Genomic DNA, 16,727 nt, shown 5'->3' with positions numbered 1-16,727 from the left:
GAGGTTCGCGGCGCATGGGGGTGTGGACGCAATGGATTGCCACGGATTGTGCAACGAATCCTTGGCCGCTATCGGCCATTGGCCGTGTTCACCCGGTCCAGCCACAGCAGCGCATCCGCATGCGCGATGAAGTGCTCGAAATAGGCGGGCGAGAGTTCGCGCATCAGGCTCAGCGAGCGGTGCACCAGGTGGTGCGAATTCAGCGGGCCGGCGTTGTCGGGCAGCGAGGCCAGGGACTGGGCCAGGCGCTGCTCGGCGCTGAGCCGGGACCAGGTGCGCTTGAACAGCTGCATCGCCTTCAGCTCGCCCGGGGCGCTGCGGGCGGCCGCTGGCGCACCGGCCGGCAAGGGCACTGGCGCGGGTTGTGCCATGCCGGCCATCAAGGCCTTGAACGGGCTGGGCGCTGGCGCTTGCGCGGGGGCGGCTTCGGCGGCCAGTCGCGTTTCAAGCTCGGCCTCGCAGGCTGCGAGCAGCCGGGCCAGCTTGTCGTGCAGCACACGCCGCGCGGCGCCCTGGTGCGCACCGGCACGCTGCGCCAGCGACTGCAGCAATTGCCAGCGCACCGGCAACAGCCGCGCTGCGCCGCGCGCCTGCAAGGCCTGCAGCGTGTCGCTCATGGCGACGATGCGGCTTCGCGCGAGGGCCTGGGCGTGGGCGACATCTCCACGCGCCGGTTCTTCGCACGGCCTTCGGCGCTGTCGTTCGAGGCCACCGGCTGTTCGGCGCCGAAGGCGGCGGCGAACACGGCCGAAGCCGGCACGCCTTCTTCGATCAGTGTGCGCGTGACGGTCAGTGCGCGCTGGGCCGAGAGTTCCCAGTTGTCGGCAAACACCTGGTTCTTGCCGCCGCGCATCAGGCGGTCGTCGGTGAAGCCGCTGACCATCAGCGCCTCATCGCGCGACTGCAAATAGGTGGCCAGCGGTGCCGCCAGGCTCTTCAGCAACTGCCGGCCTTCGGGCTGCAGTTCGGCCGAGTTGAAGCCAAACAGCACGCTGCCGGAAATGCCGATGCGGCCATGGTCCAGCGTGACGCGGCCGGCGGCCAGCGGCACGGCCAGCGCGCGCTCCAGTTCCGTGCGGCGCTGGGTTTCGAGCTGGCGCTGCCTGACCTCGTTCTCCAGCCGCGAAGCCAGCTCCAGCTGCGAAGCCAGCGCAAACAGCAGGATCAGCACAAAGGCGCCCAGCAGGCCGGCCATCAGGTCGCCGAAGACGGCCCAGACGGGCGTGGACGCCTCCAGGCCGGCGTCCAGCTCCAACTCGTCGGTCGTCATCAAGCGGCTTCCGCGCTGGCCAGGTTGCCGGCCACGCGTTGCAGTTCTTCGATGATCTGCTTTTGCGACAGCATGCTCAGGTCGATCACCTCGCGCGCCTGGGCCACGTAGTAGGCCAGTTGCTCGTCACTGCGCGAGAGCGACTTGCCCAAAGCGCCTTCGATGCGCTGCAACTGCGAGACCAGCTTCTCGTTCGAGTCGCTGAACAGCTGCACGCCGGTGCCAAAGGCCTCGCCCAGGCTGCCGACCTCGGCCGCGCTGCCGGTGAGCTGCGCCGCGGCTTCGGCGAGCTGGCCGGCCTGCGCCTGCACCTGTTCGCCGAACTGCTGGCCAACACGTTCGAGCAGGCTGGCCGACCGGCCCACCAGCGCGTCGATCGCCCCGCGTTGTTCGGTTGCGGCCTGGTTCACCGCGGCGAGCAGGCTGCCCAGCGTCTCCAGCACCTGCGCGCGTTCTGCCAGCAGCGCGTTGTCGCGCGCCATGCTGTCGGACAGCTTCTGGCGCAGCTCGGCAATGACCTCGGCGGCTGCGCGCGGCGCCTCGGCCGCGGCCTGCATCAGCTGGCCGATCTCGGCGATGGTGCTGGCGGCGTGAGTCTCGGCCTGCGTGGTGATCTCGCGGGCGGTGCGTTCCATGGTTTCGCAGATGCGCGCCTGCTGGGCCAGCGTCTGTGCGCCGGCCTGCTGCCATTCGGCGCGCAGCGAGGCGGCCATGTCTTCCAATGCTTGCGTCATCGCGGCCAGGCGCTGTTGGTCTTGCGTGGCCGAGGCGGACTGCAGCTCGGCATGCGCCTGGCCGGCGGTCTGCAGCAGCGAGGCCGCATGTTGCGCGAAGCTTTCCGCGGCGCTGCCCAGGGCTTGCTGCGTGCTGTGTGCGGCCTTTTCGCTGGCCTGCTGGTGTTGGGCCACTGCCGCCTGCCAGCCGGCGGTCACGCGCTGCGCAGTGTCGTCCAGCCGCGCCGTCACGCCGCTGATCTGCTCGGTGGCGGTGCTGGCCAGGCGTTCCTGCAAGGCGCTGCTGTCGCGTGCCAGCTCGGCCATCGCGGCGGCCAGCGCCTGCTGTGATGCAGCCTGGTGTTGGCCCACGGTGTCCAGCAGCGATGCGGAGCGCTGTTCGAAGGTGTCGGTGAAGCGGGTCAGCGAGGTGCCAAGCGCCTCGCTCAGGTCCTGGCTGCTGCGTTCGTGCTGGCCGAGTGCGGCCTGCCAGGTGTCGGCCACGCGGCTGCTGCTGGCTTCGAAGCGGGCCGAAAGCTGGTCCAGCTGCTGCTGCAGCGCGCCTGCCAGCGTGGCATGCAGCGCGCGGGTTTCCTGGGCGATGCCGGCCAGCGTGGCTTCGACGACGGGCTGGATCGTGTCGCCAGCGGCGCGGGCGCTGGCGGTGAGGCTGTCCTTCAGCGTCTTGTCGACCGATGCCGCCAGGCCGGTGTAGGCCGCGGCGGTCTGGTCCTGGAAGCGCTCCTGGCTGGCCAGCAGCTGGGTGTTGGACTGCTCGGCCTGGCGCGCCAGCGCGGCCATCATGGCCTGCAGCTGTTCGACCAGCGCCGGCATCTGCTCGGTTTGGCGCTGCAGCAGTGCCAGCGTCTGCTCGCGGTGGCTTTCGCGTTCGGTGTCCCGCGCGCGGGCCTTGGAGAACACATGCAAGCTGCCCGCGATCTGCGTGTCCAGCAGCTGCGCCACGCGCGCCCGCTCGCGCCGGCCCAGGGCCGACATCAGCCCCAGCGCCGCCGACGCGGCCACACCCGCCACCGAGGTGCCAAAGGCCAGCCCCAGGCCTTGCACCGGCGCGGCCAGCGAGTCGCGCACGGCGGCGAGGTCCGCCGCACCGGCCAGCGCGCTGCCGGTGCCGCGCAGCGTCAGCACCATGCCGAGGAAGGTGCCCAGCATGCCCAGCAGCACCAGGAGGCCCGCGAGGTAAGGCGCCATCGCCGGGCCCGGCAGGCCGCCCGGCTCGCCGTCGATGCGGCGGCGCACGGCGGGCTGCAGCGCGGCCGGCACGCGGTCCAGCCAGGCGCGCAGCTCAGGCAGTGGCGCCGGCAGTTCGGCCAGCGCTTGCGCCAGCCCGGCGGTCGCCTGCTCGAAGCGTTGCAGCTCCAGTGCGCCCATCAGGAAGAACGCGGCGATGAGCACCGTGACGGCCAGTGCCAGCAGGCTGGTGCCAAGGTAGCCGGCAGCGATCCACCCGACCACGGCCAAGCCGGTGGCGAAGGTGGCGAGACGAAGGAATCTGTTCATGGCGGTCTGTTCACGACCCGCGAAGGGCGGCGAGCAGCCCTTCGATCGGTTGCATGCGGTGGTCCAGTTCAGCGAGCAGCAGGGCCCGCATGTCCTGGCAAAAAAGGTCCAGCCATTCGGTGGACGGCACGGTGCCGGGTGCGGCGGCCTGGGCCTGCGCGCGGCGCAGGCGCTCGAAATGCAGCCCCAGCGAGGCCGGCACGCTGGCCAGCAGCGCCTGCTCCTGCGCGCCGACGATGGGCGCCATCACCGCGTCCAGCGCGGCCAGCCGGGCCATCTCGGGTGAGCGGGCCGCCAGAGCGGCCTGCAGGCGCTGGCGCAACGCGCCCAGCTGCGTCTCCATGGCCTGCTGCACGCCCAGGCAGCGCTGGCGGTAGGCGGGAAAGTCGATCGAGGCCGGCTCGGGGGCGGCGCGTCTTGCGGCAGCGGTCGGGTTCAAGGGTCGGGGCTCGGTCTTGCCTGCGGGGGCCTGCTCGATCAGGGCGGTCAGGCCGGCGCGCACGCGGCGGCACTCGCGCTCGTGGGCGCTGGCCACGTTGCCAGCTGGCAGCGCGACGGCACGGGCCGGCGGCGGGGCGGGTTCGGTGTTCAGGGCCGAGGACAGCGAGATCGCATCCCGCCAGTCCACCCAGCGGCTCAGCCGTTCGGCGAACGCACCCTTGGCAACCGTCACACTCGGCGCCCCAGGCGCCTGCAACGCAGCCAGCAGGCGCACCAGGGCCGAGCCGGTCACGGGGGAGGGGCGCGTTGCTTGCGCCGGGCTACCAGTCACAGATCCCAAGGCCAAAACCGCTGATTTTACAACCCCGGCCCCACGCGCCCCGGTGCGGACGTCCCGGGATACCCCGGCACGCACCTGCTGGCCGTCAGCCAGCCAGTGTTGCGAACAGGCGCTCGCCCAGCCCGCGCGAGTAGCTGGCCAGCTGGCTTTGCTTGTCCCGCACGCCCTGGTCCTGTTGCAGCGCCTCTGCCAGCGCGTCGCGCATCAGCGTCGCGTCCTGGTGATGCTGGCAGTGCTGCACCAGCGCCTGCACCTGGCGCAGGTCGGCGGCGCAGACGGGGGCCTGGGCGATGGCCGCGGCCAGCTCGGACAGCCAGCCGCGCGCCGGCCGCCAGGCCTGGGCAAACGGGTCGAACAGCTCGGCATCCAGCCCGTCCCGGCAGGCCAGGAAACGGCTCACGCGCTCGGCCGTCAGCGGCTGCGGCTGGTCAGGCAGGCGCAGCGTGCCGGCCAGCGCCAGCGCCGCGCAGCCGCGGGTGAAGGCCGCCAGCGCGGCGGCCTTGTGGACCGAGAGCGGCGTGTCGAACACGCGGACTTCGATGGTGCCGAATTCGGGTTTCGGCCGTACGTCCCAGTAGATGTCCTTCAGCGTCGAGGCCAGCCGGGTCGAGAAAATTTCTTCGCAGGCCTGCTCGAACCCGGCCCAGTCCTTGAACCGCGGCATGGCGCCGGCGTGCGGGTACAGCAAGGGCTCCAGGGGGCGCGAGGCGCAGAAACCGGTGTCCTCCATCTGCAGGAAGGGCGAGGCCGCCGAGCAGGCGATGAACAGCGGCACCAGGGCCTGCAGCACATTGCCCATGCGCAGCGCATCGGCCGGCTGCTCGGCGCCAATGTGCACATGCATGCCATAGGTGGAAAAGCGCTTGGGCAGGAAGCCGAAACGGCCGGCCAGTTCCTCGGCCCGCGGGGTTGGCGCCATCACCCGCTCGTTCCAGAACTGCGTGACCTGGGTGCCGCCGCCGCGCAGCAGCAGCCCCATGGGCCGTGCGGCATCGCACAAGGTGGCGGTGAGGGCCAGGGCTTCGGCAAGCAGCGTGTCGGCGTCTTCATGCACCGAGGTGTTCAGCTCGATGGTCGACAGCGTGGCCTCCAGCGAATATCGCTCGGCATGGTCCAGGTGTTTGCAGGCCTCCCAGAACGCCAGGCTGGACGGCGACAACTCGCCCGTGGTGTTGCTGACGATCTGGAGTTCCAGCTCCATGCCCAGGGTGAGTGCTTTTGAATGAATGAATTGCATGTGGGTGGCGTGAATTTAATAACTTTTGGAATCAGCGCATTGAATTGCGCTTGAGCCCGCGTGCAACGCTCAGGAAATCCTGAAGGATGGGGCCGTCGTCAAATGTGAGGGATTCGTTCTTGTGACGAAACTCAGGGTGCCACTGCACGCCGGCGACAAACTCCGGTCCCTGTTTCCGGATGGCCTCGACAATGCCGTCCTCCACGCTGCGGGCCTCGACCACAAAACCCGGCGCCAGGTCCCGGATGGCCTGGTGATGGATGCTGTTGACCTGCCTGTCCTGCTGCGCCGGGTACAGCGCCGCCAGGTGCGTGCCCGGCACGATCTCGATCGCGTGCACATTGCGCTCGTACAGGTCCGTCTTCACGTGCTGCAGCGCGTGCGGCTGCTGGGTCTGGATGTCCTGCCACAGCGTGCCGCCGAACTTCACGTTCAGCAGTTGCAGCCCGCGGCAGATGCCGAACACCGGCTTGCCGGCCTGCACGAAGGCCTGGATCAAGGCCATCTCGTAGGCGTCGCGCACCGGGTCGCCGGCCCATTCGGGCGACAGCGGTTGCTGCCCGTAGCTGGCAGGCGCCACGTCGTTGCCGCCCTGCAGCACCAGCCCGTCCAGCGATTCGGCGTAGTGCCCGAGGTGCAATTCCTCCCGCTGCACCACGCTTTGCGCGTCCACCGCGGGAATCATCACCGGCAGTGCGCCGCCGCGCATCAACCATTGCGCCACCGACTGTTCGAGGTAATGCAGGGTTTTGGTCCAGACACCACCCAAATCCAGTACCGGGCCGGACGGGTAATAAATCCGGGCGGAAACACCTATCAGCAAGGAGGGGGATTGAAAAGGCATGAGGCAAGCTGTTTGGATATATGTGGCAGGCAGGCACCGGGTCGCGGATTCTACTTGCGGCCCGTGCCGACGGGCTTGGTGGCATTTCCATGCCGGTGTTATCCCCGCAGTTTGATGGGGTATCAAAAAGTATCCGCGGGCCGGAGCGGCAAGGAAAGTTCGCGCGGCGTGCAGACCAACGCGGTCCGGCGGTGACAATCCCGGGCCAACCCCGGCGAAAGCGCCTTCGGCATCCGCGCCCACCGCATCGCCAGACCGCATCCATGAGCCAGATCGACCGCACACCTACCGCTTCGCAAGAACTCCTGATCCTCAGCGTGAGCGCCGGCAACGGCCACGTGCGGGCCGCGCAGGCGCTGGCCGCTGCGGCCGGTGCGTTGCAGCCGGCCTGCCAGGCCACGCATGTGGACGCGATGGCCCATGTCGCGGCCGGCTTCCGCAAGGTCTACACCGACTGGTACATCCAGCTCGTCAACCGCGCGCCGGAGTTGTGGTCCTACCTGCACCAGAAGACCGACGAGACGCCGCACAGCGCCACCTCGCAACGGCTGCGCCGCGCCATCGAGCGCGTCAGCGCCGGCGACCTGCTGCGCGAGGTGCGCAAGGTGCGGCCGAGGGCCATCGTCTGCACCCATTTCCTGCCAGCCGAGCTGCTGATGCGCGAGCAGCAGAAGGGCCGTCTGGACGCGCCGATCTGGCTGCAGGTCACCGACTACGACCTGCACAACATGTGGCTGGTGCCCGGCATGGCGGGCTACCTCGCGGCGACCGAGGAGGTGGCCTTTCGCATGCGCGCCCGCGGCCTGCCGGCGGACCGCGTCCATGTCACCGGCATCCCGGTGATGCCGGGTTTCTCGCAACCTCAGGCACCTGAATTGGCGCGCGAGCCCAACGTCACCCGCCTGGGCCTGGGCCTGGACCCGGCGCGGCGGGTGATCCTGATGGCCTCCGGCGGTGCCGGTGTCGGCGACCTGCCCAGCATGGTCGAGCAGGTGCTGGCGCTGCAAGGCCCGGGCTGCGACTTCCAGGTGATTGCCGTGGCCGGCCGCAACGAGGCGGCGCACACGGCGCTGCAGGCGCTGGCGCAGCGCATGCCGGGGCGGCTGGTCGCCATCGGCTTCACGCAGGAGATGGAGCGGCTGATGGCCGCGGCCGACCTGGTCGTCACCAAGCCCGGCGGGCTGACCATTTCCGAATGCCTGGCGCTGGGAAGGCCCATGCTGCTGGTGTCGCCCATCCCTGGCCAGGAAGAGCACAACGCCGGCTTCCTGCTCGAAGAGGGCGCTGCGTGGCTGGCCTATGACGCCATCGGCCTGGGCTACAAGGTGGCGCGGCTGATGGCCATGCCGGAGAAGCTCGCGCAGATGGCCGCGGCCAGCCGGGCGCTGGGCAAACCGCATGCTGCGCGCCGCGTGCTCGAGCAGGTGCTGGGCCGATGAGCGGCGCAGGCGAAGACACCGGCCTGCGCCGCACGCTGGTCTACCTGCTGTGGGTGCTGGTGGTGGCGTTTTTCTTTGCCAATGTCGAGGTGCAGATCGAAGGCCCGGCCGGCTGGGCCGCAGCGCTGCCGACCTGGCGCATCGAATCGCACTGGCTGCTGGACATCTTCTGGGGCGGCCGGGCGATGACCGGCTACCACGCCTGGGTCTTCAGCTTCATGGCGCTGGTGTTTTTCATGCCGCTGGCTTTCAACAGCCGCTTTGGCTGGCGCGACGCCGCGCTGGCGCTGGCCGGCCTGATGACGTTCTGGATCGTCGAGGACTGGCTGTGGTTCGTGTTGAACCCGGCCTACGGCTGGCAGCAGTTCAACCCGGCCCACGTGCCCTGGCACAAGCACTGGCTGCTGTTCGCGCCGACGGATTACTGGGTCGGCCTGGGCGGCGCCGCGCTGATCGTCGCGCTGCGCCACCGGCCGCGCCGCGGGGGCCGCGCATGAAGCGCGAATCCCGGCGAAGCAAGCAGAAGCACTACGCGGTGCCCGGTGTTCGCCCCGAGGACTGGGCCGACCCGCTGACCGGCCAGCCGCATGCGCTGGCCAACCTGCACCGCCTCACGCCCACGCTGTACCGCAGCGCCCAGCCCCGGCGCAGCGACCTGCCGGCACTGCACGCGCTGGGGATCCGCACGGTCGTCAGCTTTCGTTCCTTCAACAGCGACGAACGTGCGCTCGCCGGCAGCGGCATCGCGCAGGTCCGCGTGCCGATCGACACGTGGTCCATCGACGACGAGAAGGTGCTGCGGGCGCTGCGCGCGATCCGCAGCGCCGAGCAGCGGGGCCCGGTGCTGATCCACTGCTGGCACGGCGCTGACCGCACCGGCGTCGTCGCCGCGGCATACCGCATGGCGCTGCAAGGCTGGGACAAGGACGCCGCCCGCCATGAGATGTTCCGCGGCGGCTACGGCTACCACACGCTGTGGCGCAACATCCCGCGCTTCCTGGACCGGCTGGATGTGGCCGCGCTGCGCCAGGCCCTGCTTGAAACTGCGACCCCGCCATGACCACCTCTTCCTCGCCATCGGCCCTGCAGCGTGTGGGCCTGACCACCGCGGCGCTGGTCGCGGCCAACGTCGGCCTGTACCTGCTGCAGGCCTTGTCCGGCCAGTCGTGGGTCGAGCGTTCGCCGACCGAACTGCTCGCCTGGGGCGGCAACCTGGCCCTGCTGAGCCTGACCGGTGAGCTGTGGCGGCTGGGCAGCAGTGTGTTCCTGCATGGCGGGCTGCTGCACCTGGCGATGAACATGTACATGCTGTGGCTGATCGGCCCGGCCGCCCAGCGCCAGCTCGGCCGCAGCGGCCTGCTGCTGGTCTTCCTGGCCGGCGGCTGGGCCGCCAGTTGCGCCAGCAGCGGCTGGTTCGGCTGGCACTTGCTGCGCGAGCATGTGCAGGGCGGCAGCGTCGGCCACTGGATGGTCGTCAGCGCTGGCGCTTCGGGCGCCATCATGGCCGTGTGCGGGGCGCTGCTGTCTTCGCTGGCCTGGCAGAGGCTGCAGCGCGCGCCGTCGCGGCTGGGCCCGGGCTTTGGCAGGTCGCTGGGCCAGGTGGTGTTGATCAACCTGGTGGCCGGCAGCCTGATCAGTGGCGTGGACCAGTCCGCGCACATCGGGGGCCTGCTGGCCGGTGGCCTGATGGGCGCGCTGATGACGGCCGCCGGCCAGGTGCGCTCACCAGGCTTGGTCCTCGCGCTGCGGCTGGCCGTGGCGCTGCTGGTCGGATGGGGCAGCAGCTGGGCGCTGCTGCATGCCGTGGACTGGCAGCCGCTGCAGCAGGCGCGCGGCGATTTCGAGCAGCCGCCTGCCGAGTGAGGCAGGGCAATGTCCACAGCCGCTGTGGACAAGCCTGTGTCAAAGCCGTGCCCAGTGGCGCCAAGTGCAAGCCGCGTCAGGCTTTTGTCTGGCTTGCCCGGGTTTTGTGCAGGTGTTGCCTGGCCCGGCGGCGGCGCAGCCATTGCGGTGCCAGCCAGTGGCCGAGGCCCGGGTCCTCGTAGGCCAGCAGCGCCGGCACCCGCACTTCGATGCGCGTGCCGGTGGGCGCTCCGCTGGCCAGCGTCAGGCGGGCGCCGATCAGTGCGGCGCGTTCGTGCATGCCGGCCAGCCCCCAGTGGCCGTCGGCGGCACCACGGTCCCGCACCTGCGGGCTGAGGCCGATGCCGTCGTCGCAGACGCACAGCAGCAGCCCGTCGCTGCCGTAGGCGATCACCAGCGTGATCTGGCTGGCGTGCGCATGCCGGTAGGCGTTCAACAGCCCTTCGCGGGCAATGCAGTACAGCTCGTCCAGCACCTTGCGCTGCAGCGACCGCGGCTGGCCCTGGGTGGTGACGCGCAGGCGCGCAGCCGAGCCCGAGCCCAGCGCGCGGCCCAGCGCCTCCAGCGCCTGGGCCAGCTCGGTGCCATCGACCTGCGGGCTGCGCAGGTCGCGCACCCGCTCGCGGGCTTCCAGGATCACGTCGTCGGCCTTGTCCAGCAGCGCTTCGATCTTCTGCCGCACCGGCGCATCGGCCGGCAACGTCGAGGCCAGGCCCTGCACGTTGACGATCAGGCCTTGCGTGCTCTGCAGCAAGGTGTCGTGCAGCTCGCGGGCAATGCGCTCGCGCTCGCTGTGGCGCACCTGCAGCTCGCGCCGCACCCGGCGGGCAATCGCCCGCGCGCGCAACAGGTAGAGCCCGCCGGTGACCAGCAGCAGCGCCGCACCGCAGGCCAGCACGAACAGCCGGCTTTGCTGCCAGGTCGGTGGAATGCGGAAGTCCAGCGTCGTCTCCTGCGGGTTCCACACACCGTCCCCATTGGCGGCAACGACGCGGAAGCGGTAGTGCCCGTCCGTCAGGTTGGCATAGGTGGCCTCGTGTCGCGTGCCGGCCTCCTGCCAGTCGCTGTCCACGCCGTCCAGCCGGTAGCGGAAACGGGCCCTGTCGGCGACGGCCAGCGTCAGCGCGGTGTAGCGGATCGCCAGGTTGCGCGTGCCGGCCGGCAACTGCAGGCCCGCTGCCGGCGCATGCGCGACATCGCCCACGCGCAGCTGCTGGATCTCCACCGTCGGCGGCTCCAGGTCGCGAGGCAGCCGGGCGGGGTCCAGCCAGGCCAGGCCATGGTTGGTCGCGAACCACAGCCGGTCCTGCGCGTCGCGCACCAGCGTGGACTGCAGCGGCGCTTGCTGGGCAATGCCGGGCAGGCCTTCGTGCCAGTCCAGCAGGCGGTAGTTCAGGCGTGGCGGCTGCTGCTCGAACATCGCCGGCACGTCGGCCGGCTTGATCTGCACCACGCCGCGCGCGCCGTTCAGCCACAGGTCGCCGTTGCGCGTTTCGGCAATGCCCGAGACATGGCCGAAGGCATCGTCGCGCTCGGCCGAGACGGTCGAGAAACGCCGGCCGTCGAAGCGCGCCAGGCCCGATTCACCGGCCACGAAAACCGCATCGCGGCCCACGTGGATCGCCGTGGTGCGGCCGGTCAGCAGCCCGTCGGCACTGCCGTAGCGGCGCAGCGTGTCGCCGGCCAGCTGCACCACCTCGTCGTCGAAGCCGAACCAGGCGTCTCCGTTGTCGGCCACCGTGATGGCCGTCGGCGGTGGGCCGCCGTTGTCGATGCGCTGCTCGCGCCGCACGCTGCCGGGGCTCACGTGGTACACGCCCTTGCCGACCAGCGACACCCAGGCGCCGCCCGCGTGGTCAGGCGCAATGGCCCGTTGGTAGACCGTGCCGGCCACCGAGTCGAAATCGATGCGCTGGCGCTGGCCGCCCTGCAGCCGGTACATGTCGTCTTCCAGCAGCCACAGCGCGCCATCGGGCGCCAGCAGCATGCCGTTGACGTCTTGCAGGTCGCTTCGCACCTGGGGCGGGTTGGGCGGGTCCAGCCACAGCGCCTGGTCGCGATTGGCCACCAGCACGCCGGTGCCAGAGGCCGTCACTGCCAGCCGGCCCGGCACGCCTTGTGCGAAGGCTGGCACCGTGTGCAGGCGCAGGCTGCGGAAGCTCTCCAGGCCGTAGTTGGTGCCCAGCCAGATGTCGCCCTCGCCGTCCTCCAGCATCGGCCCCACCACGTCGGACGACAAGCCCTCACGGCTGGAGAACAGCGCCGAGTCGTTCGGCATCAGGCGCTGTCCGGTGGGCACCGAAGCCGGGTCGCGCAGCCGCCGCACCCCCGCGCCGGACTCGCTCAGCCACAGGCTGCCGTCGCGCGCGAACAGCATCTGCTTGACGCGCCTGGGCGGGTTCGGCGGCAGCGCCGCGTGGGCCGCGGTGGCCTCGGCCAATGACCGGGCCAGCGGCGCGCCATTCGCGTAGTCCGGCAGCGGCCGGGTGCCGCCCGCGGGCTCGGAGACCCACAGCCGCCCGCCACGGTCCTCGGCCAGCACCGGCTCGCGGACCAGCCATTCGCCGGTGGGCCGGAACTGCTGCTCGCCAGGCTTGAGGTAGACCAGGGTCTGCGCGGCGGCCACCCACAGCACGCCGCGGTGATCGGTCAGCACGTAGTCGGCACTGCCTTTCGGAACGCCCCGCGCCAGGCCGACGCCTTGCCAGCGCTCGCCGTCGAAGCGCGCCAGGCCCTCGGCTGCAGCGGCCCACAGCAGGCCGTCCGGCGTGGTGGCAAAGCGCAGCACCCGGCCACCCGGCAGGCCCTCGGCCGGGCCGAAGGCCGTCACCACGCCGTCGCGCAGCCGCACCACCCCACCGGTGTACAGGCCCAGCCAGATGTCGCCGTTGGGCAGCGCCAGCAAGGCGTTGATGTTGGTCGAATGCAGGCGCTGGCCTTCGCGCAGCGGGTAGCGGTCGAAGCGCACCCCGTCGAACCGGTACAGGCCAAGCCCTGTGCCCAGCCACAGCGAGCCGGTGGGCGACTGGGCCATCGTCCAGATGTCGGCCGGCGCGCCGTCGGTCACGGTGCGCGAGATGTGCATGAACTCGCTCAGTGGCGAGGTCGATGGCGGCGGCGCTGCGGCGCGCAACGTCCCGCCGCCACCCACCAGGGCCAGCAGCATGGCAAGCAAGGACAGCAGGCGGCCAATGCCGACGCGTGGGTTCAAGAGAGGCAATCGAAAGTCGGTCACGGCATGCGGAGCAAGACCGGCGCCGGCCGCACCGGCTTCGCATTCTCGCCAACCCGGCCAACGCCCGCTGACAACGCGGTATGTGCACCGGCGTTCAAGCACTTGTGCGCCTTACAAATGCAGCGCCCCGCCGTGCTCTACTGCGCGCCGTCAGCCCCACCCATGTCCGTTCCCGATGACCCGACTGATGAGCCACCGCCTTCCCAGCCTGCCGCAGCCCGGCGACGCCGCCGCCATGCTGCCCACGCCCACCCTCGTCGTCGACCTCGACGCGATGCAGCGCAACCTGCAGCGCATGGCCGACTTCGCGCGCCAGCACCGCCTGCGCCTGCGGCCGCACGCCAAGATGCACAAGAGCGCGGCCATCGCCAAGCTGCAGGTCGCCGCGGGCGCGGTGGGTGTGTGCGTGCAAAAGCTTTCGGAAGCCGAAGCGCTGGCCGCTGCCGGTGTCACCGATCTTTTCATCAGCAACGAAATCGTCGACCTCCCCAAGCTTGCGCGCGTGGCCGAACTGGCCGGCCGCGTGACGCTGGCCATTGCAGTCGACTCCAAGCTCGGCGTCGAGCGCCTCGCGCAAGCCATGCAGGCGGCCGGCAGCCACATCGACGTGTTCGTCGAGGTCGATGTCGGCCAGGGTCGCTGCGGCGTGGCGCCCACCGCCGCTGGTGCGCTGGCGCAGCAGGTCGTGGCCCACGGCCCGGCCGGCCTGCGCTTTGCCGGCCTGCAGGCCTACCATGGCCGTGCGCAGCACCTGCGCAGCCCGGCCGAGCGCGAGGCCGCAATCCACCATGCCGCGTCACTGGCCCGCGCGGCGCAGGCCTCGGTCACCGCCGCCGGCATCGTCTGCCCGCTGATCACCGGCGCCGGCACCGGCACCTTTGCCTTCGAAGCCGCCAGCGGCCTGTGGGGCGAACTGCAACCTGGCAGCTACCTCTTCATGGACCGCGACTACGCCGACAACGAGCCGGCCCCCGGCGCCCCGGTCTTCGAGCAAGCACTGTTCATCAAGGCCCAGGTCATCAGTCGCGGCGCCGCCCACGCCGTCATCGACGCCGGCCACAAGGCCTACGCCATTGACAGCGGCCTGCCCACGACCTGGCTACGCAGCAACCTCACGCTCGCCAACGGCGGCGACGAGCACGGCATCCTGCACCCCGCGCCGCATGTGCGCGCCGATGTGCTGCCGCAGCTGGGCGAGACCGTCTGGCTGGTGCCCGGCCACTGCGACCCGACGGTCAATCTGCACGACCACCTCATCGCGGTGCGCGGCGGCTTGCAGGACGGCGTGGTCGAGGCTGTGTGGGCGGTGGATGCGCGGGGCTGCGTGAACTGAAGCTTTCGGATCAACGCCAGCTGTGCGCGTCCCACAACTGCTTGCCGCAAGCGGGTTTGAGCGTGGCAGCGCTCAGGCCGCTATGAAAGCAAGTCCCGCGACATCGCGCCGACCTGTGTCGCCGTCGTAGCGACTCAGGCGATCCGCCGCAGACTTCGCGGCTGCAGGGAGGTCGCCCTTGATCAATGGCAGGCGCATGCCGGCCACCAGATCCGACTCACTGCCGCTGCCGATGCGCGTCACGCGTTCGCAGTAGACGCGCGCTGCCTCGATTTCCGCAGCGTAGAAGAAGGCGCGCGCTGGTCTGGCCCAGGCATGCGATTCAGACACTGAGCTGTCAAAGCGCGAATCGGTGGCACGGTCATCGATCAGGGGCAGCACCGAAGCCAGGCTTGCACCGGCCTTCATGCGGGCCAGCGCCAGATTCACCCGCAGTCCCAGGGGGGTCCGCTTCTTTTTCTAGAGGGCCGGTTGGGGCGCATTGGGCGACGGCAAGTGCAAAGGATCGCACCCAGCTTCGAGCCAGGTTGCGCACTGTGGCCTTGCTGGCGCTGTAGATGCTGAAGCTGGCGGTGCCGGTGATGCTGGTGGTGGGGCCGCCGAGGATCACCGAGGCGCCCTTGGCCGCAACGGCAGTGCCTTCTGCACCGTGAAGGGCACGCCCTTGACTATGCGGCCAAAGGTGTCGTCCACGTGCGCCTCGGTGATGTCGCCTGTGAACACGGCGACCTTGCCAGCGACCCTGCCTTGGACCGGTGAAGCGGTTTGCGAAGCGATGAGGGAAGCGGTCATGTCGAGGCCTCTTGTGAAGCGGTGTCTCAAAGGCTGCGGACGCGCTCAACATCCCGCGTCCGCGCCTGGACGCTTAACCGCAATCGCAGCCGCAGTGCCACCAGCAGCCCCGCTGCCGCGGCCACGCAGCCCACCAGGTAGACACTGGAGAGGCCGGCTCGGTCCGCCAACAGCCCGGCCAGCGGCCCGGTGAGGCCGTAGGCCAGGTCCTGGAAGGCCGAGAAGCCACCCATCGCAGTGCCCCGCAGTGGCGGCGCCACGCGCTGCACCACCTCGCGGCCCATCGCCGGGAAGATCATTGAGCAACCCAGGCCGGTCAGGAAGGCGCCGGCCAGCGCAGCGGCTGGCGTGCTCGCTTGCCAGATCAGCCACTGGCCCAGCGCCTCCACCGCCAGCGAGCCGATGGCGACCGGCAGCCCGCCGATGCGGTCCGGCAGCCGGCCGAACAACACGCGCACCAGCACAAAGCCGGCGCCAAACGCCGTCAGCCCCAGGCCGGCATGTGGCCAGTGGCGGTCCAGGAAACTCAGGCTGAAAAACGCGCCGATGGCCGCAAAGCCAATGCCCTGCAGGCAGACCACCAGGCCGTGCGCCCAAATCTGGCCCAGCACCTGGCGCAGCGAAGGCCGCTGCGCAGCGGGCGGCACCGCCACCGCGGACAGGCCACGCACCGTCAGCCAGCCCAGCGCGGGCAACAGCGCGCTGGCCGCCATCGCGCCCGCAAAGCCCACCTGGTCCTGCAGCACCAGCCCCAGCGGCCCGCCCACGGCCAGCGCCGCGTAGATGGCCGCGCCAACCAGCGCCAGCACCTGGCCTGCACGTGCGGGGCCCACCAGGCCGATGCCCCAGGCGATTGCGCCCACCGCGACCAGGCTTTCGCCCAGCCCCAGCAACAGCCGGCCGGCGACCAGCACCGCAAACGCGGCCATGGCAGGCAGCGAAGCCAGGCTGGCCGCCATCGAGGCCAGCGCACCGGCGATGTAGAACAGCAGCCCACGCGACAGGGTGAGCTTGGCGCCGCGCCGGTCGGCGAGGCTGCCGGCGTGGCCGCGCGTCAGGATGGTGGCGAGGAACGCGATGCCCACGCCCAGCCCGGCCCAGGCATGGCCGAGGCCCAGCCGGCCGGTGACAAAGACCGGCACCACCGGCAGGGCCATGCCCACGCAGAGGTAGGCCACGAAGAGCAGCGCGGTGAGCAGCAGCAACTGGCGCTGCGCGGGTGCATTGGCCGAGAAATGAGAGAAACGCATGGCAAGCATGTCCAGTGGGTTTCTCGTCGACGGGATGCAGCAAGCGAAAGCACAGGCAAGCGCACACCCCGATCGGCGAGATCGGTGAGTGCGTTGATTGACGTAAACGCTTACGGCCAACCTGGCTGGCAGCTGTTGATTTCCCTCGGCGCTGCGAGGGGCAGGAAGGTGGCGCCGAGTGACGGAATAATATGAAGGAACATTCAAATCCTCAATTCGCGTTTCGCGCCGCCGCCATGAGCACCCGCCCCAGCCCTCCCGTCTCCTCGCGCAGATTGCCCAAGCAGGCCCGCTCGAACGACCTTGTCGCCGCCATCCTCGAAGCTGCCCTTCAGGTTTTGGCCAAGGAAGGCGCGCGCCGCTTCACCACCACACGCGTGGCCGAGCGGGCCGGCGTCAGCATCGGCTCGGTCTACCAATACTTCCCGAACAAGGCGGCCATCCTGTTTCGC

Annotated in this window: 15 protein-coding genes and 1 pseudogene; 6 read left to right on the top strand and 10 right to left on the bottom strand. The window is 70.3% G+C overall.

Annotation, left to right across the window (positions count from 1 at the left end; all coding sequences use genetic code 11):
• Window positions 1–68 precede the first annotated feature (68 nt).
• From ACAH41_RS19125 to ACAH41_RS19100, 6 genes are all read right to left on the bottom strand, one after another.
• On the bottom strand, window positions 69–617 hold the full coding sequence (locus tag ACAH41_RS19125; RefSeq protein WP_325653581.1) for a DUF2894 domain-containing protein: 549 nt from the start codon (window positions 615–617) through the stop codon (window positions 69–71).
• A complete protein-coding gene (locus ACAH41_RS19120) occupies window positions 614–1,270 on the bottom strand; it encodes an OmpA family protein (protein WP_325653583.1) in 657 nt (218 codons plus the stop codon). Before ACAH41_RS19120 ends, ACAH41_RS19125 begins: the two co-directional genes overlap by 4 nt.
• Window positions 1,270–3,501, bottom strand: coding sequence for a DUF802 domain-containing protein (locus ACAH41_RS19115; protein WP_325653585.1), 2,232 nt, complete (start codon window positions 3,499–3,501; stop codon window positions 1,270–1,272). The genes ACAH41_RS19120 and ACAH41_RS19115 overlap by 1 nt, the downstream gene beginning before the upstream one ends.
• A gap of 10 nt (window positions 3,502–3,511) precedes the next feature.
• Entirely contained in the window at window positions 3,512–4,273 is a 762-nt protein-coding gene (locus tag ACAH41_RS19110; RefSeq protein ID WP_370538420.1) for a DUF3348 family protein, read from the bottom strand.
• Window positions 4,274–4,367: 94 nt separating this feature from the next.
• On the bottom strand, window positions 4,368–5,519 hold the full coding sequence (locus tag ACAH41_RS19105) for a YbdK family carboxylate-amine ligase (RefSeq protein ID WP_325653588.1): 1,152 nt from the start codon (window positions 5,517–5,519) through the stop codon (window positions 4,368–4,370).
• Between the two features lie 31 nt (window positions 5,520–5,550).
• Window positions 5,551–6,363, bottom strand: coding sequence for a gamma-glutamyl-gamma-aminobutyrate hydrolase family protein (locus ACAH41_RS19100; RefSeq protein ID WP_325653590.1), 813 nt, complete (start codon window positions 6,361–6,363; stop codon window positions 5,551–5,553).
• Window positions 6,364–6,626: 263 nt separating this feature from the next.
• Here ACAH41_RS19100 and ACAH41_RS19095 point away from each other — a divergent pair, with 263 nt between their 5' ends.
• The 4 genes from ACAH41_RS19095 to ACAH41_RS19080 are packed head-to-tail and all read left to right on the top strand — an operon-like array spanning window position 6,627 to window position 9,665.
• Complete coding sequence (locus ACAH41_RS19095) at window positions 6,627–7,802, top strand: glycosyltransferase (protein WP_325653591.1); 1,176 nt, start codon at window positions 6,627–6,629, stop codon at window positions 7,800–7,802.
• Window positions 7,799–8,299 carry a hypothetical protein gene (locus tag ACAH41_RS19090; RefSeq protein WP_325653593.1) on the top strand — a complete coding sequence of 167 codons (501 nt, stop codon included), beginning with the start codon at window positions 7,799–7,801 and terminating at the stop codon, window positions 8,297–8,299. The genes ACAH41_RS19095 and ACAH41_RS19090 overlap by 4 nt, the downstream gene beginning before the upstream one ends.
• Entirely contained in the window at window positions 8,296–8,862 is a 567-nt protein-coding gene (locus ACAH41_RS19085; RefSeq protein WP_325653595.1) for a dual specificity protein phosphatase family protein, read from the top strand. Before ACAH41_RS19090 ends, ACAH41_RS19085 begins: the two co-directional genes overlap by 4 nt.
• The gene (locus ACAH41_RS19080) at window positions 8,859–9,665 is read left to right on the top strand and encodes a rhomboid family intramembrane serine protease (protein ID WP_325653596.1); all 807 of its coding nucleotides are present in this window, start codon (window positions 8,859–8,861) and stop codon (window positions 9,663–9,665) included. The genes ACAH41_RS19085 and ACAH41_RS19080 overlap by 4 nt, the downstream gene beginning before the upstream one ends.
• A 76-nt stretch (window positions 9,666–9,741) precedes the next feature.
• On the opposite strand, the gene ACAH41_RS19075 is transcribed toward ACAH41_RS19080, so the two are convergent.
• The gene (locus ACAH41_RS19075) at window positions 9,742–12,876 is read right to left on the bottom strand and encodes a triple tyrosine motif-containing protein (protein WP_325653598.1); all 3,135 of its coding nucleotides are present in this window, start codon (window positions 12,874–12,876) and stop codon (window positions 9,742–9,744) included.
• Window positions 12,877–13,087: 211 nt separating this feature from the next.
• On the opposite strand from ACAH41_RS19075, the gene ACAH41_RS19070 reads away from it, so the two are divergent.
• Complete coding sequence (locus tag ACAH41_RS19070; RefSeq protein ID WP_325653740.1) at window positions 13,088–14,233, top strand: DSD1 family PLP-dependent enzyme; 1,146 nt, start codon at window positions 13,088–13,090, stop codon at window positions 14,231–14,233.
• 72 nt (window positions 14,234–14,305) lie between these two features.
• On the opposite strand, the gene ACAH41_RS19065 is transcribed toward ACAH41_RS19070, so the two are convergent.
• From ACAH41_RS19065 to ACAH41_RS19055, 3 genes and pseudogenes are all read right to left on the bottom strand, one after another.
• Complete coding sequence (locus tag ACAH41_RS19065; RefSeq protein WP_325653750.1) at window positions 14,306–14,662, bottom strand: hypothetical protein; 357 nt, start codon at window positions 14,660–14,662, stop codon at window positions 14,306–14,308.
• Between the two features lie 79 nt (window positions 14,663–14,741).
• Window positions 14,742–14,947: pseudogene (locus tag ACAH41_RS19060) on the bottom strand (oxidoreductase); the annotation flags it as partial.
• Between the two features lie 104 nt (window positions 14,948–15,051).
• Window positions 15,052–16,275, bottom strand: a complete 1,224-nt coding sequence (locus ACAH41_RS19055; protein WP_325653600.1) for an arabinose transporter — start codon at window positions 16,273–16,275, stop codon at window positions 15,052–15,054.
• 236 nt (window positions 16,276–16,511) lie between these two features.
• Between ACAH41_RS19055 and ACAH41_RS19050 the strand changes: the two genes are divergently transcribed.
• Window positions 16,512–16,727, top strand: a 216-nt coding sequence (locus tag ACAH41_RS19050; RefSeq protein WP_370538414.1) for a helix-turn-helix domain-containing protein, incomplete at its 3' end; no start/stop codon positions are given.

The sequence above is a fragment of the Ideonella sp. genome, from assembly GCF_041287625.1.
Lineage (GTDB): Bacteria > Pseudomonadota > Gammaproteobacteria > Burkholderiales > Burkholderiaceae_C > Ideonella.
This window is presented reverse-complemented; position numbering and strand designations above follow the sequence as displayed.

What these genes read in the sequence shown, in the direction of transcription:
- ACAH41_RS19055 (WP_325653600.1), bottom strand. Translation starts at nt 16,275, where the DNA reads ATGCGTTTCTCTCATTTCTCGGCCAATGCACCCGCGCAGCGCCAGTTG.
- ACAH41_RS19120 (WP_325653583.1), bottom strand. Translation starts at nt 1,270, where the DNA reads ATGACGACCGACGAGTTGGAGCTGGACGCCGGCCTGGAGGCGTCCACG.
- ACAH41_RS19095 (WP_325653591.1), top strand. Translation starts at nt 6,627, where the DNA reads ATGAGCCAGATCGACCGCACACCTACCGCTTCGCAAGAACTCCTGATC.
- ACAH41_RS19070 (WP_325653740.1), top strand. Translation starts at nt 13,088, where the DNA reads ATGAGCCACCGCCTTCCCAGCCTGCCGCAGCCCGGCGACGCCGCCGCC.
- ACAH41_RS19090 (WP_325653593.1), top strand. Translation starts at nt 7,799, where the DNA reads ATGAGCGGCGCAGGCGAAGACACCGGCCTGCGCCGCACGCTGGTCTAC.
- ACAH41_RS19125 (WP_325653581.1), bottom strand. Translation starts at nt 617, where the DNA reads ATGAGCGACACGCTGCAGGCCTTGCAGGCGCGCGGCGCAGCGCGGCTG.
- ACAH41_RS19115 (WP_325653585.1), bottom strand. Translation starts at nt 3,501, where the DNA reads ATGAACAGATTCCTTCGTCTCGCCACCTTCGCCACCGGCTTGGCCGTG.
- ACAH41_RS19085 (WP_325653595.1), top strand. Translation starts at nt 8,296, where the DNA reads ATGAAGCGCGAATCCCGGCGAAGCAAGCAGAAGCACTACGCGGTGCCC.
- ACAH41_RS19105 (WP_325653588.1), bottom strand. Translation starts at nt 5,519, where the DNA reads ATGCAATTCATTCATTCAAAAGCACTCACCCTGGGCATGGAGCTGGAA.
- ACAH41_RS19080 (WP_325653596.1), top strand. Translation starts at nt 8,859, where the DNA reads ATGACCACCTCTTCCTCGCCATCGGCCCTGCAGCGTGTGGGCCTGACC.
- ACAH41_RS19100 (WP_325653590.1), bottom strand. Translation starts at nt 6,363, where the DNA reads ATGCCTTTTCAATCCCCCTCCTTGCTGATAGGTGTTTCCGCCCGGATT.